This is a genomic window from Flavobacterium palustre, from assembly GCF_014639535.1.
Lineage (GTDB): Bacteria > Bacteroidota > Bacteroidia > Flavobacteriales > Flavobacteriaceae > Flavobacterium > Flavobacterium palustre.
This window is the reverse complement of record NZ_BMGA01000004.1, coordinates 255,810-271,910: the sequence shown is the minus strand read 5'-3', so window position 1 is coordinate 271,910 and position 16,101 is coordinate 255,810. Positions and strand designations below refer to the sequence as shown.

The 16,101-nt window shown below is 34.8% G+C and carries 15 protein-coding genes; 10 read left to right on the top strand and 5 right to left on the bottom strand.

Going from position 1 to position 16,101, the window contains the following annotated elements:
• Nucleotides 1-114: 114 nt before the first annotated feature.
• Nucleotides 115-1,125, top strand: coding sequence for a class 1 fructose-bisphosphatase (fbp, locus tag IEV84_RS10345; protein ID WP_188494204.1), 1,011 nt, complete (start codon nucleotides 115-117; stop codon nucleotides 1,123-1,125).
• An 82-nt stretch (nucleotides 1,126-1,207) separates the two neighbouring features.
• Here the strand turns inward: fbp and IEV84_RS10340 are convergent, their stop codons facing one another.
• Nucleotides 1,208-1,639: a tellurite resistance TerB family protein gene (locus tag IEV84_RS10340; RefSeq protein WP_188494203.1), complete on the bottom strand. Its 432-nt coding sequence runs from the start codon at nucleotides 1,637-1,639 to the stop codon at nucleotides 1,208-1,210.
• Between the two features lie 186 nt (nucleotides 1,640-1,825).
• Here IEV84_RS10340 and IEV84_RS10335 point away from each other — a divergent pair, with 186 nt between their 5' ends.
• Genes IEV84_RS10335 through IEV84_RS10320 form a run of 4 tightly spaced genes read left to right on the top strand, consistent with a single transcriptional unit; the run spans nucleotide 1,826 to nucleotide 4,750 of the window.
• Nucleotides 1,826-2,419 carry a HupE/UreJ family protein gene (locus tag IEV84_RS10335; RefSeq protein WP_188494202.1) on the top strand — a complete coding sequence of 198 codons (594 nt, stop codon included), beginning with the start codon at nucleotides 1,826-1,828 and terminating at the stop codon, nucleotides 2,417-2,419.
• A gap of 3 nt (nucleotides 2,420-2,422) precedes the next feature.
• Nucleotides 2,423-2,854 (top strand): deoxycytidylate deaminase, encoded by a 432-nt coding sequence (locus IEV84_RS10330; RefSeq protein ID WP_071184654.1) that lies wholly within the window; start codon nucleotides 2,423-2,425, stop codon nucleotides 2,852-2,854.
• Between the two features lie 2 nt (nucleotides 2,855-2,856).
• Complete coding sequence (locus IEV84_RS10325) at nucleotides 2,857-4,431, top strand: S41 family peptidase (RefSeq protein ID WP_188494201.1); 1,575 nt, start codon at nucleotides 2,857-2,859, stop codon at nucleotides 4,429-4,431.
• Between the two features lie 13 nt (nucleotides 4,432-4,444).
• Nucleotides 4,445-4,750 (top strand): hypothetical protein, encoded by a 306-nt coding sequence (locus IEV84_RS10320; protein WP_188494200.1) that lies wholly within the window; start codon nucleotides 4,445-4,447, stop codon nucleotides 4,748-4,750.
• A gap of 97 nt (nucleotides 4,751-4,847) precedes the next feature.
• Here IEV84_RS10320 and IEV84_RS10315 read toward each other — a convergent pair whose 3' ends face one another.
• Nucleotides 4,848-5,453 (bottom strand): FAD-dependent oxidoreductase, encoded by a 606-nt coding sequence (locus IEV84_RS10315; RefSeq protein WP_188494199.1) that lies wholly within the window; start codon nucleotides 5,451-5,453, stop codon nucleotides 4,848-4,850.
• Nucleotides 5,454-5,458: 5 nt separating this feature from the next.
• Entirely contained in the window at nucleotides 5,459-5,662 is a 204-nt protein-coding gene (locus IEV84_RS10310; RefSeq protein ID WP_188494198.1) for a hypothetical protein, read from the bottom strand.
• Nucleotides 5,663-5,995: 333 nt separating this feature from the next.
• Here IEV84_RS10310 and IEV84_RS10305 point away from each other — a divergent pair, with 333 nt between their 5' ends.
• From IEV84_RS10305 to IEV84_RS10285, 5 genes are all read left to right on the top strand, one after another.
• Nucleotides 5,996-6,574, top strand: a complete 579-nt coding sequence (locus IEV84_RS10305; protein WP_188494197.1) for a DUF3109 family protein — start codon at nucleotides 5,996-5,998, stop codon at nucleotides 6,572-6,574.
• A 758-nt stretch (nucleotides 6,575-7,332) separates the two neighbouring features.
• Nucleotides 7,333-8,322 carry a ribonucleotide-diphosphate reductase subunit beta gene (locus tag IEV84_RS10300; protein WP_188494196.1) on the top strand — a complete coding sequence of 330 codons (990 nt, stop codon included), beginning with the start codon at nucleotides 7,333-7,335 and terminating at the stop codon, nucleotides 8,320-8,322.
• 151 nt (nucleotides 8,323-8,473) lie between these two features.
• Nucleotides 8,474-10,864 (top strand): ribonucleoside-diphosphate reductase subunit alpha, encoded by a 2,391-nt coding sequence (locus IEV84_RS10295; RefSeq protein ID WP_188494195.1) that lies wholly within the window; start codon nucleotides 8,474-8,476, stop codon nucleotides 10,862-10,864.
• A 172-nt stretch (nucleotides 10,865-11,036) separates the two neighbouring features.
• On the top strand, nucleotides 11,037-11,534 hold the full coding sequence (locus tag IEV84_RS10290) for an RDD family protein (protein WP_188494194.1): 498 nt from the start codon (nucleotides 11,037-11,039) through the stop codon (nucleotides 11,532-11,534).
• 274 nt (nucleotides 11,535-11,808) lie between these two features.
• On the top strand, nucleotides 11,809-13,155 hold the full coding sequence (locus tag IEV84_RS10285; RefSeq protein WP_188494193.1) for a deoxyguanosinetriphosphate triphosphohydrolase: 1,347 nt from the start codon (nucleotides 11,809-11,811) through the stop codon (nucleotides 13,153-13,155).
• Between the two features lie 3 nt (nucleotides 13,156-13,158).
• Here the strand turns inward: IEV84_RS10285 and IEV84_RS10280 are convergent, their stop codons facing one another.
• Nucleotides 13,159-14,235 carry a DUF3078 domain-containing protein gene (locus IEV84_RS10280; RefSeq protein WP_229732654.1) on the bottom strand — a complete coding sequence of 359 codons (1,077 nt, stop codon included), beginning with the start codon at nucleotides 14,233-14,235 and terminating at the stop codon, nucleotides 13,159-13,161.
• Between the two features lie 27 nt (nucleotides 14,236-14,262).
• Nucleotides 14,263-16,053: a 1-deoxy-D-xylulose-5-phosphate synthase gene (locus IEV84_RS10275; protein ID WP_188494192.1), complete on the bottom strand. Its 1,791-nt coding sequence runs from the start codon at nucleotides 16,051-16,053 to the stop codon at nucleotides 14,263-14,265.
• Nucleotides 16,054-16,101 lie beyond the last annotated feature (48 nt).

Genomic DNA, 16,101 nt, shown 5'->3' with positions numbered 1-16,101 from the left:
ACTGCTAATTATTAGCAAATATACAATACTGCCAAACTAAGTAAGTTTTATTGAATCATTATCACAAAAAAAACGATATTTGTTACCTCAAATACAATTATATCGATTTCGTAAATGGAAGAAAGAGCAACCACCTTAGGAGAGTTTATTATTGACAACCAAAAATCATTTCAATATTCATCCGGAGAATTATCCCGAATAATCAATTCAATTCGCCTTGCAGCAAAAGTTGTGAGCTATAAAGTGAATAAAGCAGGATTAGTTGATATAACCGGAGCAGCCGGAGAAACTAATATTCAGGGAGAAGATCAGCAGAAATTAGATGTTTATGCCAATGAGGTTTTTATTCAAACTTTAAAAAATCGTGAGATTGTTTGCGGAATTGCATCGGAAGAAAATGATGATTTCATTACTGTTGAAGGAAAAGACAAAGGACATAAAAATAAATATGTGGTTTTGATGGATCCTTTAGATGGTTCGTCTAATATTGATGTGAATGTTTCGGTAGGAACTGTTTTCTCGGTTTACAGACGTGTTACTCCGGTAGGAACTCCGGTTTCAATTGAAGATTTTTTACAACCGGGAACCATGCAGGTAGCCGCAGGTTATGTAATTTATGGTACATCTACAATGTTAGTTTACACTACAGGAGACGGGGTAAACGGATTTACGCTGAACCCGGCTATTGGTACTTTTTACCTGTCGCATCCTGATATGAAATTTGCTCCTGACGGGCATATTTATTCTGTTAATGAAGGGCATTATATTCAGTTTCCTCAGGGAGTTAAGGATTATATTAAATACTGTCAGGCCGAAGAAGGAGACCGACCATATACTTCAAGATATATTGGTAGTTTAGTTTCAGATATTCATCGAAATATGATTAAAGGAGGAATTTATATTTATCCTACAAGTTCTAAGGCACCTAAAGGTAAATTAAGATTGCTTTATGAGTGCAATCCAATGGCTTTTATTGCTGAACAGGCCGGAGGAAAAGCATCGGATGGTTTTAGACGAATTATGGAAATTAAACCAACAGAATTACACGAGCGAGTGCCGTTTTTCTGCGGAAGTTATAATATGGTTGCTAAGGCTGAGGAATTTATGCTTAAGGCAGCAAAATAATAGTTTTGGATAATTATTCCAATAAATGAAAAAGCTCTTGAAAATTCTCAAGAGCTTTTTTGTTGTATGTAATAAAGTAATATTACTTGTGCATGTTTTGCATTTCGTAAGCAAAAGTGTCAAAATCTACTTTTTTGTCAACTAATGATAAGGCTTTTGCCACGATGTGATTTACGTTGCTTGGTGTAAAACCCAGTCCAATTCCGATTTTTCTTAAAACGACCTCTTGTTTGTCTCCTAACTGATGATCAACATGAACCATTCGTGCTAAATCGTACAAACGCTCCAGTCTTTGAGAATATAAATAAGGTGGGTTGATTGGGTGAATTGCCGGATTTTCTAAAATCTCTTCGTATTCTGAAGGTGCAATTTCAAGTTTTGTAGCTAGTTTGTTGATGAAAGCTTTCTCTTCTTCAGAAACAATACCATCAGTTAGAGCAACACGAACAATTGCAGCAAAATGACCTTTGTTTCTTTGTTTAAATTCGCTATCAAATAAATCTGAAAATGACATAATTATTGTGTTTTTTTATTAGACAAATATACTTCAATTTTTAAATTATTGATTTTCTTTTGGATTTTATTTAGAAGGAAATATAATTTAGAATCAATTTTATTTTAAAGGAATTCGCAATTAAATTGAGGGTTTCAAAATTAATCGTAAGTTTACAATCCCTATATCAATCAAATAATGTATTCGATGTCCCAATTTTTAATTTATTTTCAATTAGGATTAAAACATATTTTAAATATCTATTCCTACGACCATATTTTGTTTCTTATTGCACTTGCAATTCCGCTTGCTTTTAAAGACTGGAAACGCATTTTAATCTTAGTAACTACATTTACTTTAGGACATACCATTGCTTTGTTATTGACCATTTACGGAATTATTGCTGTCAAAGTAGCTGTAATCGAATTGTTGATTCCTTTTACCATTTTGATAGTGGCTTTGTTTCATCTTTTTACCGCCGGAAAGTCGGGTAAAAAAGAAAGTATTAATTTGGTTTTTTTTATCACACTTTTCTTTGGGATCATTCATGGTTTAGGTTTTTTGAATACTTTTAAATCCATTCATTACGGAACGGCAACTTCTAAGTTGTTAGCTGTATTAGAATTTGCATTAGGAATCGAAGCAGCTCAGCTGATAGTGATGCTGGTGGTTTTGATTTTGGCATATATAGTGCAAACTGTTTTTCGATTTTCTAAAAGAGACTGGACTTTGGTTATGTCGGCATTTATTATTGGAGTAGTTTTGCCAATTATTATTGGTAATGAAATTTGGTTAAGATAGATTATGGAACAAAAGAAATTAAATAAATACGATAAGGCTTATTTGCGCATTGCTAAGGAATGGGGACTTTTGTCTTATTGCAAACGCAAGCAGGTAGGGGCTATTATTGTTAAAGACAGAATGATTATTTCGGATGGTTATAACGGTACGCCTTCCGGTTTTGATAATTGCTGCGAAGATGAAGAAGGCTTGACAAGATGGGATGTGTTGCATGCCGAAGCCAATGCAATTCTAAAAGTGGCAAGATCAACCCAGTCCTGTGAAGGTGCTACGCTTTATATCACGCTTTCTCCTTGTAAAGAATGCAGTAAGTTAATTCACCAGTCCGGAATTAAAAGAGTAGTGTATCAAAACGGATATCGTGATGATTCAGGAATTCAGTTTTTGAAAAAAGCAGGTGTAATTGTAGATCATATTCCTGAATTAGAAGACTAAAGGTGAAAATAGATAGTAAATATATCCCAATTTATGTTAGCGCTATTCTGGCGATAGGGATATTTATTGGAGGTATGTTGGGTTTTTCAGCAGAAAATCAGTTTTCAACAGCAAATAGTTCGAAAGCCAAACTCAATCAGCTGATCGATTTTATTAATAATGAATATGTTGATGATGTTGATACCGATTCGATTGTTGATAAAACCGTCGATAATATTCTGGCTCAATTAGATCCGCATTCAGTTTATGTTCCTCCAACGGAACAGGCAGCAGTTGCAGAGAACATGAAAGGTGATTTTGTGGGTATTGGTGTTCGGTTTTACATTTATAAAGACACGGTAGCTATTGTTCAGCCTATTGAAAATGGGCCTTCGGCAAAAGCAGGAATTAAAGCCGGCGACCGAATTTTGTATGCCAATGGGACAAAATTATTTGGGCGAAAACTGCCTACGGATACGTTGTTTTCTAAACTCAAAGGAAAAGAAGGTTCTGAAGTCTTGCTTACTGTTTACAGAAATTCTGAAAAGAAAAAAATTAATTTTAAAATCAGGCGGGGTGTAATTCCTCTCAAAAGTGTCGATGTTGGTTTGATGTTAAACCCAATAACGGCATATATTAAAATCAATCGTTTTGCCGAAACTACCTATGAGGAATTTAGGTCCAATTTGATTCGGCTTAAAAAACAAGGAGCAAAATCGCTGGTTATTGATCTTCGCGACAATGGAGGCGGTTATATGGAAGAAGCCATTGCTATAGCCGATGAATTATTGGCTAATAGAAAGCTAATTGTTTTTACAAAAAATAAAAGAGGAAGAGTCGATAAAACGTACGCTACTAAAAAAGGCGATTTTGAAGCGGGTCGATTGTTTGTTTTAATTAATGAAAATTCGGCTTCGGCCAGCGAAATTCTGGCAGGTGCAATTCAGGATAATGACAGGGGAACTATTGTGGGGCGTCGTTCTTTTGGGAAAGGATTGGTGCAAAGAGAAATAGATTTTAATGATGGTTCGGCGGTGCGATTGACGGTAGCGCGATATTACACGCCTACGGGAAGATCGATTCAAAAACCGTATTCTAAAGGAGAAGAACAGTATTTTAAAGAGTCGGAATCCCGTTTTCAAAATGGAGAACTGTATGATAAAGACAGTATAAAAGTGGATGATAGTGTGCGATATAAAACCACTAAAGGACGACTTGTGTATGGCGGCGGTGGGATTGTCCCGGATGTTTTTGTTCCACTCGAATTTGGAAATGCCAATGAGGCAACGGTTTATTTGATGGAATCCGGGATTGTTGGGAATTTTGTTTTTGAACAATTGGATAAAAACAGGAATGGTTTTAAAGGACTTTCGTTTGAACAGTTTTTAAAGAAAATGAATGCTACCGACGAATATTTTATTCTTTTTAAGAATCTGATTTCCATACACGCCAGAGAATTGCAATTGGAGAAAAGTAAAACGGTCATTAAACGTTATTTGAATGCTGAGTTTGCAAGGCAATTGTATGGTGAAAAGGCTTATTATGATATTATGTTGAAAGACGATGTGATGATTAAGATAGTTTTAAATAAAAAATAATAAGGTTGTAATTATGAAAAAGATTTGGGTTGTTTTTTTAGCGGGTTTAATTGCTGTCTTTTTTTCATGCGCTGGTATGAGAGCTAAAAATCAGCTGGAAGGAAATGTAACGTCGGTTGAATTTGCCAAAGACGGTTACACGGCAAACGTAAAAACGGCTAAAAACGAAATTTATATAGCAACTATCAGCCGGGTTAATCTCGGAGATGAAAATTATAGAGTTGTTAAAGCAGGTGAAAAAGTGACTTTAAAAGGTGAAATCTGGAAAACGAATTCGGAGAAATATATAAAAGTCAAAGAGATAGTTTCTGTGAAATAAAAAATAAGATTTTTTTGTAAACCATTAAGGGATTAAGTTTATTAAGCGTTGCGGCTAAATTTTCTTAATCCCTTAATGGTTTATTTTTAAAATATTTTTATCGAATGCTGTCGTGGGCGTGAGTCTGCACGCCGTTATTCCATAAAGTAAGGATGTCGGTAGCAACAGCAGCACCGCTTCCAGCAGCAATGGCAAGCTGGCTTCTCCATCCGGCTAATGTTCCTATAGTGTAAATGCCTTCGGTTACTTTGTGGTCATTATTTTTTAATTGTATTCTTTGTTTTTCAGCAAGTGCTTTTTGATGTGGAATAACATATTGCATTAATCCTTCGATGGCAAATGTATTTGCGGAACCTATGCCTATCACAATAGCTTTTGTTTTGTAACTATTTTTGTTGGTGATGACATTGAAATTAGGCGATTCACCTTCAATTCGAATTACTTTTTCGTTTTGAATTTGTGTAATATGAGGGTAGCTTTCGCTCAAATGAACAATACTTTCGCTAAGTAATTCCGAACCTAATTTTCCTGCCGGAATACCATAAGCATTATTAAATAAAGCGTCTTGTAGTGAAGAGGACTTTTGGTGAGTGATAATGCCGATTTCCTTGTCGGTTGCAAAACTTTTGTTTTTGGCTGAGCCAAGAACTAAAGCGCATGACATTCCGGAAACTCCGCCTCCAATTATAAGTACGTCAAACATATTGATTATAGTTTGTCGTTCATTTTGTCGTCTATTTTTTTAGACATTCTAAAAATCAACAAAATTAAGATGGCACAACAAGAAGCAGCAATTCCAATAAAAGCTACTGCATTATCTCCTCCAAAAAGATTGTTGAAATCCAATTGAGTGATGTTGAAAATAACCAGTGCTGATGCTAGAAACACTAAGATGTTAGTAAAGATTTTCATGATATTAGTGTTGGCTTGTAGATTGAAATTCAAGTTGTTTCTACAGGCTAAATTACGGGGTAAAATTATAAAAAAAATGTTTAGAGCAATAGTCCTTTAACATTACGACCGTATAATTTAACAGCAAAGTGTTAAAATAGAATTGTAACAATTTGAATTTTAATTAGTTGTGTTATTTTTGTGGGTGTAGGTTCTTTGTGGCTTAATGCTTGTTTTTTTTCGTTTTAAATAGGCTCGAATTTAGTTAAAGTTAGGTATAAAACAGTTTTTGCCTCATAGTGTAAGTTATGGATTGATTATCTTTGCATTTTATAAATTATAGTAAATCAATCCATGTTTCAATTAGGAAAAACCATAGTTTCGGAAGATATTTTAGAAAAAGAATTTGTTTGTAATCTTTCAGCCTGTCACGGAGCCTGCTGTGTTGATGGTGATGCAGGTGCGCCTTTAAATGAAGAGGAAGCTAAAATTTTGGAGGAAATATTTCCTAAAGTAAAGCCTTTTTTACGCAAAGAAGGAATAGAGGCTATTGAAGCTCAGGGTACCTGGGTAAAAGGAACTGACGGAGATATGGAAACACCATTAATCGACAATAAGGATTGTGCTTATGTGATTTTTGATGGTAAAACCGCACTTTGCGGTATTGAACAAGCCTATAATCAGGGGATTGTTGATTGGAAAAAACCGGTTTCCTGTCATTTGTATCCAATTAGAGTAAAAGATTTTACCGAGTTTGCGGCGGTTAATTATGATAAATGGGATATCTGTGATGATGCCTGTTCTTTGGGTAAAGAATTGGAAGTTCCGGTGTATAAATTTGTCAAAGAGGCTTTGATTAGAAGGTTTGGTGAAGACTGGTATTTAGAGCTTGAATTAGTAGCTCGTGAATGGGCAAAAGTCAAGTCAAAATAAACTGTTTTTTTCTTGTTTTGTGTTGTTTAAATCCTATATTTTACGGTGATTCAGTTAAAACTCAGATTTTTAATCTGTTGATATTTAGTTAGTTGTTGTGTTTTTGAAAAGAAGACTAGTTTTTTGTTTTTTGTTAAAAACTAGGGTGTATTGTGAATAAGTTTGACTTTTAATTACCGCAACATTTCGCAATCTTTGTAATATGATATTAAATAAAAAAGAGCCTACGGACCCCGAAAGTCTTTGGCTCAAATTTTGGAAAGTCACTCCATCAATTGTTGGTTTAGGACACCTAGTTGTTGATGTGGTGAAATTATTTATCGAAAGATAGAATAATTGAAAGACCGATATATGCGTAAAAAACATATGTCGGTTTTTCGTTTTTCAAAAATAGTACATATCTACATATAATTGTGTTAATGACTGTTTAAAATTATTAACGATTCAATATTTTGTGTTGACAACTTTTTTTATCCTTTTTTATTGAAATAAATAAGTGAAAATAAAGTGTTTTGTTTTCTTGTTTTGTATTGTTTAAATACTATATTTTACCGTGCTTTATAATTTTTATTGGATTATAAGTATTTGATTGTGAAATGATTGCTTTTTTTGTTGAAAAATCTTTAATTTTGTATTTTTGTTAAAAACTAGGGGTTATTGTGAATAAGTTTGACTTTTAATTACCGCAATATTTCATAATCTTTGTAAAGCTTCTAAAAGCAAAAAACATCTAAAAATCTCATATAAAAATAATAGCAATGTCGCAAGTAGAACCCATTTTACAAGAAAATAAAAATCGTTTCGTAATATTTCCTATTAAACACCATGATATTTGGGAATGGTATAAAAAGATGGAGGCTAGTTTTTGGACCGCTGAAGAAATCGATTTATCTCAGGACTTACATGATTGGAACAACAAGTTGAATTCGGATGAGAAATATTTTATCAAACATATTTTAGCTTTCTTCGCTGCTTCTGACGGAATTGTAAACGAAAACTTAGCTGAGAATTTTGTAAATGAGGTACAATATGCTGAAGCTAAATTTTTCTATGGTTTCCAAATTATGATGGAAAACATTCATAGTGAAACGTATTCGCTTTTGATTGATACGTATGTAAAAGACGAAAAAGAAAAAGATGAATTGTTTAATGCTTTAGATGTTTTTCCTGCAATTAGAAAAAAAGCGGATTGGGCTTTGAAATGGATTGAATCTGATTCTTTTGCTGAAAGACTGATTGCTTTTGCAGCTGTAGAAGGAATCTTTTTCTCAGGTGCTTTCTGTTCTATTTATTGGTTGAAAAAACGTGGTTTAATGCCGGGATTAACGTTTTCTAACGAATTGATTTCCCGCGATGAAGGTGTTCACTGTGATTTTGCGGTGCATTTACACAACCACCACTTGGTGAATAAAGTACCAAAAGAAAGAATCAAAGAAATTATCGTAAACGCTTTGGATATCGAAAGAGAATTTATCACCGAATCACTTCCGGTGAGTTTGATTGGAATGAACGCTGGTTTAATGACGCAATATTTAGAGTTTGTTACTGATAGATTGTTAGTAGAATTAGGTTGTGAAAGAGTGTACAATACAGCCAATCCATTCGATTTTATGGATATGATTTCGCTTCAGGGAAAAACAAATTTCTTTGAGAAAAAAGTATCCGAATATCAAAAAGCAGGAGTTTTAAACAGTGGAAAGGCTAATGATTCTGATGCTCAGGAAATTTCATTCGACGCTGATTTTTAATATTTAGCGACTAAATTTTAAGAAAAAAAGACTCGTTTTTCGGGTAAAAAATAATTAAAGCCTTGTGCTTTAATGCCTGCCGGGCACAAAACAAGATTACAAATAACCAAAAACAGCGAAGGGATTCCCTGTTTTACAAAACCCAAAACTTATGTACGTAGTAAAAAGAGACGGCCACAAAGAGCCAGTAATGTTCGACAAAATCACAGAAAGAATTAAAAAACTTTGCTATGGTTTAAATGATTTAGTGGATGCCGTAAAAGTGGCAATGCGCGTGATTGAAGGATTATATGATGGTGTTTCTACGTCAGAGTTAGATAATTTAGCGGCTGAGACTGCAGCTTCGATGACCATTGCGCATCCGGATTATGCTCAGTTGGCAGCGAGAATTGCAATTTCAAACTTGCATTCGAATACAAAAAAATCATTTTCGGAAACTATGACCGAAATGTATCATTATGTGAATCCAAGAAATGGACAGGATGCTCCGTTAATTTCGGATGAAGTTTTCAAAGTAATTCAGGAAAATGCGGCTTTCTTAGATTCTCATATTATTTATACAAGAGATTTTAATTATGATTATTTTGGTTTCAAAACATTGGAACGTTCTTATTTGTTAAAAATAAACGGGAAAATTGTTGAAAGACCACAACATATGTTAATGCGTGTGGCTGTTGGAATTCACTTAGATGACTTACAGGCTGTTTTAGAAACTTACGACTTAATGTCTAAAAAGTTTTTTACGCATGCAACACCAACATTATTCAACGCTGGTACACCAAAACCTCAAATGTCTTCTTGCTTCCTTTTAGCAATGCAGGATGACAGTATCGACGGAATTTACGATACTTTGAAACAAACAGCAAAAATTTCCCAATCAGCGGGAGGAATCGGACTTTCTATTCATAATGTTCGTGCTACAGGTTCTTACATTCGCGGAACAAACGGAACTTCAAACGGAATTGTTCCGATGTTGAGAGTTTTTAATGATACGGCTCGTTATGTAGATCAGGGTGGAGGAAAACGCAAAGGTAGTTTTGCGATTTACATCGAAACCTGGCATGCTGATATTTTCGAATTCTTAGATTTGAAAAAGAACACCGGAAAAGAAGAAATGCGAGCGAGAGATTTATTCTTCGCGATGTGGACTTCTGATTTGTTCATGAAACGTGTACAGGAAGATGGAGCCTGGACTTTAATGTGTCCTAACGAATGTCCTGGATTGTATGATGTTTATGGAGACGAATTCGAAGCTTTATATACCGATTATGAAGCCAAAGGAAAAGGTAGAAAAACTATCAGAGCACGTGAATTATGGGAGAAAATCCTGGAATCTCAAATCGAGACAGGAACGCCATACATGTTATACAAAGATTCTGTTAACCGTAAATCAAACCAAAAGAATTTAGGAGTTATTCGTTCTTCTAACTTGTGTACTGAAATTATGGAGTACACTTCTAAGGATGAAATTGCGGTTTGTAACCTGGCTTCACTTTCATTGCCAATGTTTGTTGAAAACGGTGAATTTAACCATGAAGCTTTATTTAATGTGACAAAACGTGTTACCAGAAACTTAAATAAGGTTATTGATAGAAACTACTATCCGGTTCCGGAAGCAGAAAATTCTAATATGCGTCATAGACCGGTTGGTTTAGGAGTGCAAGGTTTGGCTGATGCTTTCATTATGTTGCGTATGCCGTTTACCAGTGATGCTGCTAAAAAACTGAATCAGGAAATTTTCGAAACTTTATACTTTGCAGCTGTTACCGCTTCTATGGAAATGGCTAAAGAAGAAGGACCGTATTCTACTTATGAAGGCTCTCCAATTTCTAAAGGAGAATTCCAACACAATATGTGGGGATTAAAAGATGAGGATTTATCAGGTCGTTGGGACTGGGCTTCATTAAGAAAAGAAGTGATGGAACACGGTGTGCGTAACTCTTTATTGGTTGCTCCAATGCCTACTGCTTCTACTTCTCAAATTTTAGGTAATAACGAAGCTTTCGAACCATATACTTCTAATATTTATACCCGTCGTGTATTATCAGGAGAATTTATTGTGGTAAACAAACATTTATTACATGATTTAGTAGAGCGCGGATTGTGGAACGAAAGCCTGAAACAGGAAATCATGCGTCACAACGGATCGGTTCAAAATATTGATGTGATTCCACAAGACTTGAAAGAGTTGTACAAAACTGTTTGGGAAATGTCAATGAAAGACATTATTGATATGTCTCGTCAAAGAGGGTATTTTATTGATCAATCACAATCATTGAACTTGTTTATGCAGGATGCTAATTACGCTAAATTAACATCAATGCACTTTTATGCTTGGCAATCTGGATTGAAAACAGGAATGTACTATTTAAGAACTAAATCGGCTGTGGATGCAATTAAATTTACTTTAAATAACGATAAAAAAGAACAGCCAGTTGCTGAAGAAATTAAAACAGAAGCGATTGATATTGAGGATTATAAAAAGATGATTTTACAAGCCCAAGCAGGCGGTCCTGAGGATTGCGAAATGTGTGGAGCGTAATTTGAAAATAAGCATAAAATAGAAACAGTTATCAATTTTGGTAGCTGTTTTTTTTTGTTTTAATCGAAAACATAAAATTAGCTTTCTTTCTGTTTTCTGCTAATAATTCCTTATATTTGAGATAGTTAAGTTTGTTGGTGTTTCTTTGGTTTTAATACTAAAAATAGTAGTCATGAAAAGTGGAGCATTTACAATAACAGATGATTTATACGCTACTCAATTGCAGCGTTTTCTTAATCTTTGTATCGATTTGATGTTTATTTATATCATCGTGTTAAGTTTAGGAACGACCATTATTTTGGTGGCTCTGTCTGCCAATAATTTTGCTCTTTCTAATTGGGTAGAAAATCTCAGTGTTTTTGAAGTAGGTTTTTATTCGGCTATAGTGGCTTTTTTATATTGTTATTTTACCGAAGTGTATTTTTCGCGAACCATTGCTAAGTTAATAACCCACACTATCGTTGTTAACGCTGATGGCTCTAAGCCTTCTAAAGGGAGATTTTTTATCAGAACATGTTATCGCTTTATACCTTTTGAAGCTTTTACGTTTTTTGGCGCTGATTCCAGAGGCTGGCATGATCGTTTTTCGGGTACTTATGTGGTTAAAAAGCGAAGATTGAGAAAAATGCAGAGAGAACTCCGGTCTTTGGAAACAATGGCTCAGTTATAGCAAAAATATCAGAATGAAAAGCCCCGATTGAAATTAATCAATCAGGGCTTTTTTGTAAAAAAACTATTAGGTAATTGTAGTGTTTTCTATGGCTACACGCATTTGTTTTGCAGCGGCAACCATTTCGATTAAAGCTTTTTTAGTTTCTTCCCAATGACGGGTTTTTAAGCATTTTGTTTTGATAAAGTCCTAAAATAAAATGTATTTTTGAGTTTTTAAATCTAAAATCAATACCGATAGCTATCGGGACGCTAATCTTCAATCAAAAATCAAAATGAACTGGGAACAACTTTTATCACTTAAACGCCAAGGAGACACGAGTAAAAGATTACGAATTGAACAAGACGATACCCGTTTAGGTTTTGAAGTAGATTATGATCGTATTATTTTCTCGGCTGCTTTTAGAAGTTTACAGGATAAAACTCAGGTTATTCCGCTGTCGAAAACTGATTTTGTGCACACCCGTTTGACGCATAGTCTGGAAGTTTCAGTTGTGGGACGTTCTTTAGGGCGTTTGGTTGGAAAAAAAATCATTGAAAAATATCCGTATTTAAAAGAAGTTCACGGATTTCACATGAACGATTTTGGTGCTATTGTGGCTGCAGCTTCTTTGGCGCATGATATTGGAAATCCTCCTTTTGGACATTCGGGGGAAAAAGCTATTGGAGAGTATTTTTCTAAAGGGAATGGAAAAAAATACCAGGAGTTTTTGACTCCAAAACAATGGCAGGATTTAATAGATTTTGAGGGAAATGCCAATGGCTTTTCGGTAATGACATCGAGTCGTCCCGGAATTGAAGGCGGGCTGCGAATTTCCTATGCTACCTTAGGTGCTTTTATGAAATATCCAAAAGAAAGTCTGCCTAAAAAGCCAACCCGTAATATCTCTGATAAAAAATACGGTTTTTTTCAGGCAGATAAGGCGTTTTTTCAGGAAGCTGCAAAAGATATGGGTTTGATTCCAAATAAATCAGGAGATGATATTGGTTTTGAAAGACATCCTTTGGCTTATCTGGTTGAAGCGGCTGATGATATTTGCTATACCATTATTGACTTTGAAGACGGCATTAATTTAGGTTTGGTTTCCGAAGATTTTGCTTTGGAATACCTGATTAAATTAGTGAAGGACAGTATTAATACTTCTAAATACAAAACTTTAGAAACTAAAGAAGATCGAATCAGTTATTTGCGTGCTTTGGCAATCAGTAGTTTAATTAATGATGCTGTAAAAGTATTTATTGCCAATGAAGAAGCTATTTTGCAAGGCAAATTTCCTTTTGCATTGATGGATAAAAGTAAATACAAAGCCCAAATGGATGATATTATCAAAATTAGTATTGATAAAATCTACCAAAGTCGCGAAGTGATTGAAAAAGAATTAGTGGGTTACCAAATTATCCAAACCTTATTGGATAAATTTATTACCGCTTATGACAATAAATTCAACGAAACGGCTTCTAATTATGATAAACTAATATTGAAATTATTGCCTGAAAAACACAATCTGGAAAAGGAAAATCTTTACGATCGCCTGTTGCATATTTGCCATTATGTGTCCTTGCTTACTGATGGAAATGCACTGGAATTGTACAAAACAATTAACGGAAACAAAAAAAGTTGAGTCTTAGAAAGCATAGGTCAGTCCTACACCTAATACTTGTTTTAGTTGTACTTTAGGTCCTTCGGTAACCTGAACTCCTGCTACTTCTGTTTTGTTTTTGATGTCGTCGTCGTATAAAATTCGCGTACCAATATTGGCTTTTACATATTGGTTGACCACTAAATTTAAGGCTAAATCGCAATCGACATCAACGTTGCCAAATTTGTTTACATAGTCAGAGTAAAGGCTTAAACTGTTTACGAATATTACGTTTTTGTATATCTCTTTTTTGTATTTATTGGTAATCAAAAAACCCAATTCGTTTTTAGATTTTTTTCCGTTTTTAATTAAGTTTCCTTCTGCGTCATATATCGCTTTTTCAACCCCAAAAGCACCTTTATCGGCTAATTCCTGATCCCAAACTAAAGTCGCTTTATAAGTAAAAGGAGAAAGGTAGAAAACACGATTTTTAGATTTTGTGCTATTCTCAGCCCCGAAACCAAGAAACATATAGGCCGGAGCAAAAAGTCTTGAAATAGGATTTTCTTTATTAGGATATTTGTATCCATTGGTTAACTGGGTATTGAAATTCAGTTTAGCCGAATGAAACCAATTGCTCTCCGGGTCGTGTCTGTGACCAAAGGTAGAGTTGAATTGAAAAGCATCATCGGTTTTACGAACTTCTATTCCGTCCTGTTTGTTCATCCCGTATCTGACACTAAGTTCGTTTACCCATTTCAATAGTTTTTTCTCGTAGGTTCTGTTGAAATCTCCTTTCAGTAAGCCGGAAATAGAGCTGGTTCCCCCTGCACTCCAATTGACAAATGCAATTTCGGAAATGTCAAATCCGAGTACGTTTTTCTTAGTCCAGTGTGAAGGAAGTTTTTTTTCAGGTTCAGGTAGCGCAATTTCTCTCGCAAAACTGTATTTTAGTTTTACCGGAGGTGGTTTTCTGTAAAAATTGTCGCTTAATACCGGAAGGATTATCTTTTTTTTAATAGTATCAGCAGAAATGGTGTCGGTAACTTCCTGTGAAAAAACACTATTATTAGTCATGAATAACAAGAAGACTATAAGAAGGGCTATGTTTTGTACTTTCATTATAAACTTAAGTTTTGATCTCAAAAATTAACTGTTTAAATAACTAAAAAAAAGTAATTTTAATGCTTTAACGTCAATTTTACAATATTGTTGTAATTGATTGACTGTAGCCTGCTCGATAAATTCATCCGAAATTCCTAATGTTCTAATATTAGAATGATAATTATAATGAGCGGCAAATTCTAAAACAGCACTCCCAAAGCCACCAATAATTGTGCCATCTTCAATAGTAATGATGTTTTTAAATTGTTTGAATATTTCGTGTAATAAATTCTCGTCCAATGGTTTTACAAATGCAAAATCATAATGGGCAATTTGATCCGGATTTTCCATTTCGGCTAATGCCTGAATCACGTTATTTCCGATAGTTCCAGTAGATAAAACAGCGATTTCTGTTCCGTCTTTGACGCAATTTGCTTTCCCGATTTCAACATTTTGATAATGACCAAAATGTTCTTTTTTCCAATTAGTAATAATTCCTCGACCACGTGGATAACGAATAGCAATAGGATTTCCAAGTCCTAATTGAGCAGTATAGAGTATGTTTTGTAAAGCAATTTCGTTTGCCGGAGCATAGATAATAAGGTTGGGGATACAGCGTAAATAAGCAATATCAAAAACGCCGTGATGGGTTGCTCCGTCTTCGCCAACAAGTCCCGCTCTGTCCAGACAAAAAATAACCGGTAATTTTTGTAAAGCCACATCGTGAATGACCTGATCATAAGCTCTTTGTAAAAAAGTAGAATAGATATTGCAAAAAACAATCATTCCCTGTGTTGCCATTCCGGCGGCTAAGGTTACGGCGTGTTGCTCGGCAATACCCACATCAAAAGCTCGTTCAGGCAAAGCATCCATCATGAATTTCAACGAACTTCCTGTAGGCATTGCGGGTGTGATTCCGACTATTTTTTTATTTTTTTGTGCCAAATCCAATACGGTCAAGCCAAAAACATCCTGGTATTTTGGAGGAAGATTTTCTTCTGATTTTGGTATGATTTCTCCGGTAGCTGCATCAAATTTTCCCGGAGCATGGTATTGCACTTGATTTTCTTCAGCTTGTTGCAGTCCTTTGCCTTTAGTGGTAATAACGTGAAGGAATTTTGGTCCTTTTATTTTTTGTAAACGCTTTAATTCCTTGATAACGGCAAAAATATCATTGCCGTCTATTGGTCCTGAATAGTTAAAATTCAAAGACTTAATCATGTTATTTTGCCTCGGATTTTTTCCTTCTTTTACTGCGGTAAGATAGTTTTTCAGAGCTCCAACACTTGGGTCGATTCCGATAGCATTGTCATTCAGAATTACTAATAAATTGGCATTGGTAACTCCGGCATGATTTAAGCCTTCAAAAGCCATTCCTGAAGCTATCGAAGCATCGCCAATAACTGCGATATGCTGTTTTTCGAAATCGCCATTCAAATTAGAGGCAATTGCTATTCCCAAAGCTGCCGAAATAGAAGTAGAGGAATGACCTACACCAAAGGCATCATAAATACTTTCGCTTCTTTTAGGAAATCCTGAAATTCCGTTTAATTGTCTGTTGGTTTGAAAAACATCTTTTCGGCCTGTGAGGATTTTATGTCCGTAAGCCTGGTGCCCCACATCCCAAATCAAAGAGTCATCAGGTGTGTTAAAAACATAATGCAAAGCAATTGTTAATTCGATAACACCTAAACTGGCTCCCAAATGACCTTCTTTTACCGAAACGATATCAATAATAAAATCGCGCAATTCCTGTGCCAGCTGAGGAAGTTGGGCTTCGTCGAGTTGGCGTAAATCGGTTGGATTATTGATGTGTTCGAGTAAATTGTTTTTCATTGGAAATTCAAAAAAGGCAAATTTACGGTTTTTGTTTTCTATTTTTGT

Bases quoted from the DNA above. Each gene is read 5' to 3' on its own strand.
- IEV84_RS10275 (WP_188494192.1), bottom strand. From the start codon at position 16,053: ATGAAAAACAATTTACTCGAACACATCAATAATCCAACCGATTTACGC.
- IEV84_RS10335 (WP_188494202.1), top strand. From the start codon at position 1,826: ATGTCCCAATTTTTAATTTATTTTCAATTAGGATTAAAACATATTTTA.
- IEV84_RS10300 (WP_188494196.1), top strand. From the start codon at position 7,333: ATGTCGCAAGTAGAACCCATTTTACAAGAAAATAAAAATCGTTTCGTA.
- IEV84_RS10330 (WP_071184654.1), top strand. From the start codon at position 2,423: ATGGAACAAAAGAAATTAAATAAATACGATAAGGCTTATTTGCGCATT.
- IEV84_RS10310 (WP_188494198.1), bottom strand. From the start codon at position 5,662: ATGAAAATCTTTACTAACATCTTAGTGTTTCTAGCATCAGCACTGGTT.
- IEV84_RS10315 (WP_188494199.1), bottom strand. From the start codon at position 5,453: ATGTTTGACGTACTTATAATTGGAGGCGGAGTTTCCGGAATGTCATGC.
- IEV84_RS10285 (WP_188494193.1), top strand. From the start codon at position 11,809: ATGAACTGGGAACAACTTTTATCACTTAAACGCCAAGGAGACACGAGT.
- IEV84_RS10320 (WP_188494200.1), top strand. From the start codon at position 4,445: ATGAAAAAGATTTGGGTTGTTTTTTTAGCGGGTTTAATTGCTGTCTTT.
- IEV84_RS10290 (WP_188494194.1), top strand. From the start codon at position 11,037: ATGAAAAGTGGAGCATTTACAATAACAGATGATTTATACGCTACTCAA.
- IEV84_RS10340 (WP_188494203.1), bottom strand. From the start codon at position 1,639: ATGTCATTTTCAGATTTATTTGATAGCGAATTTAAACAAAGAAACAAA.
- fbp (WP_188494204.1), top strand. From the start codon at position 115: ATGGAAGAAAGAGCAACCACCTTAGGAGAGTTTATTATTGACAACCAA.
- IEV84_RS10295 (WP_188494195.1), top strand. From the start codon at position 8,474: ATGTACGTAGTAAAAAGAGACGGCCACAAAGAGCCAGTAATGTTCGAC.
- IEV84_RS10280 (WP_229732654.1), bottom strand. From the start codon at position 14,235: ATGAAAGTACAAAACATAGCCCTTCTTATAGTCTTCTTGTTATTCATG.
- IEV84_RS10305 (WP_188494197.1), top strand. From the start codon at position 5,996: ATGTTTCAATTAGGAAAAACCATAGTTTCGGAAGATATTTTAGAAAAA.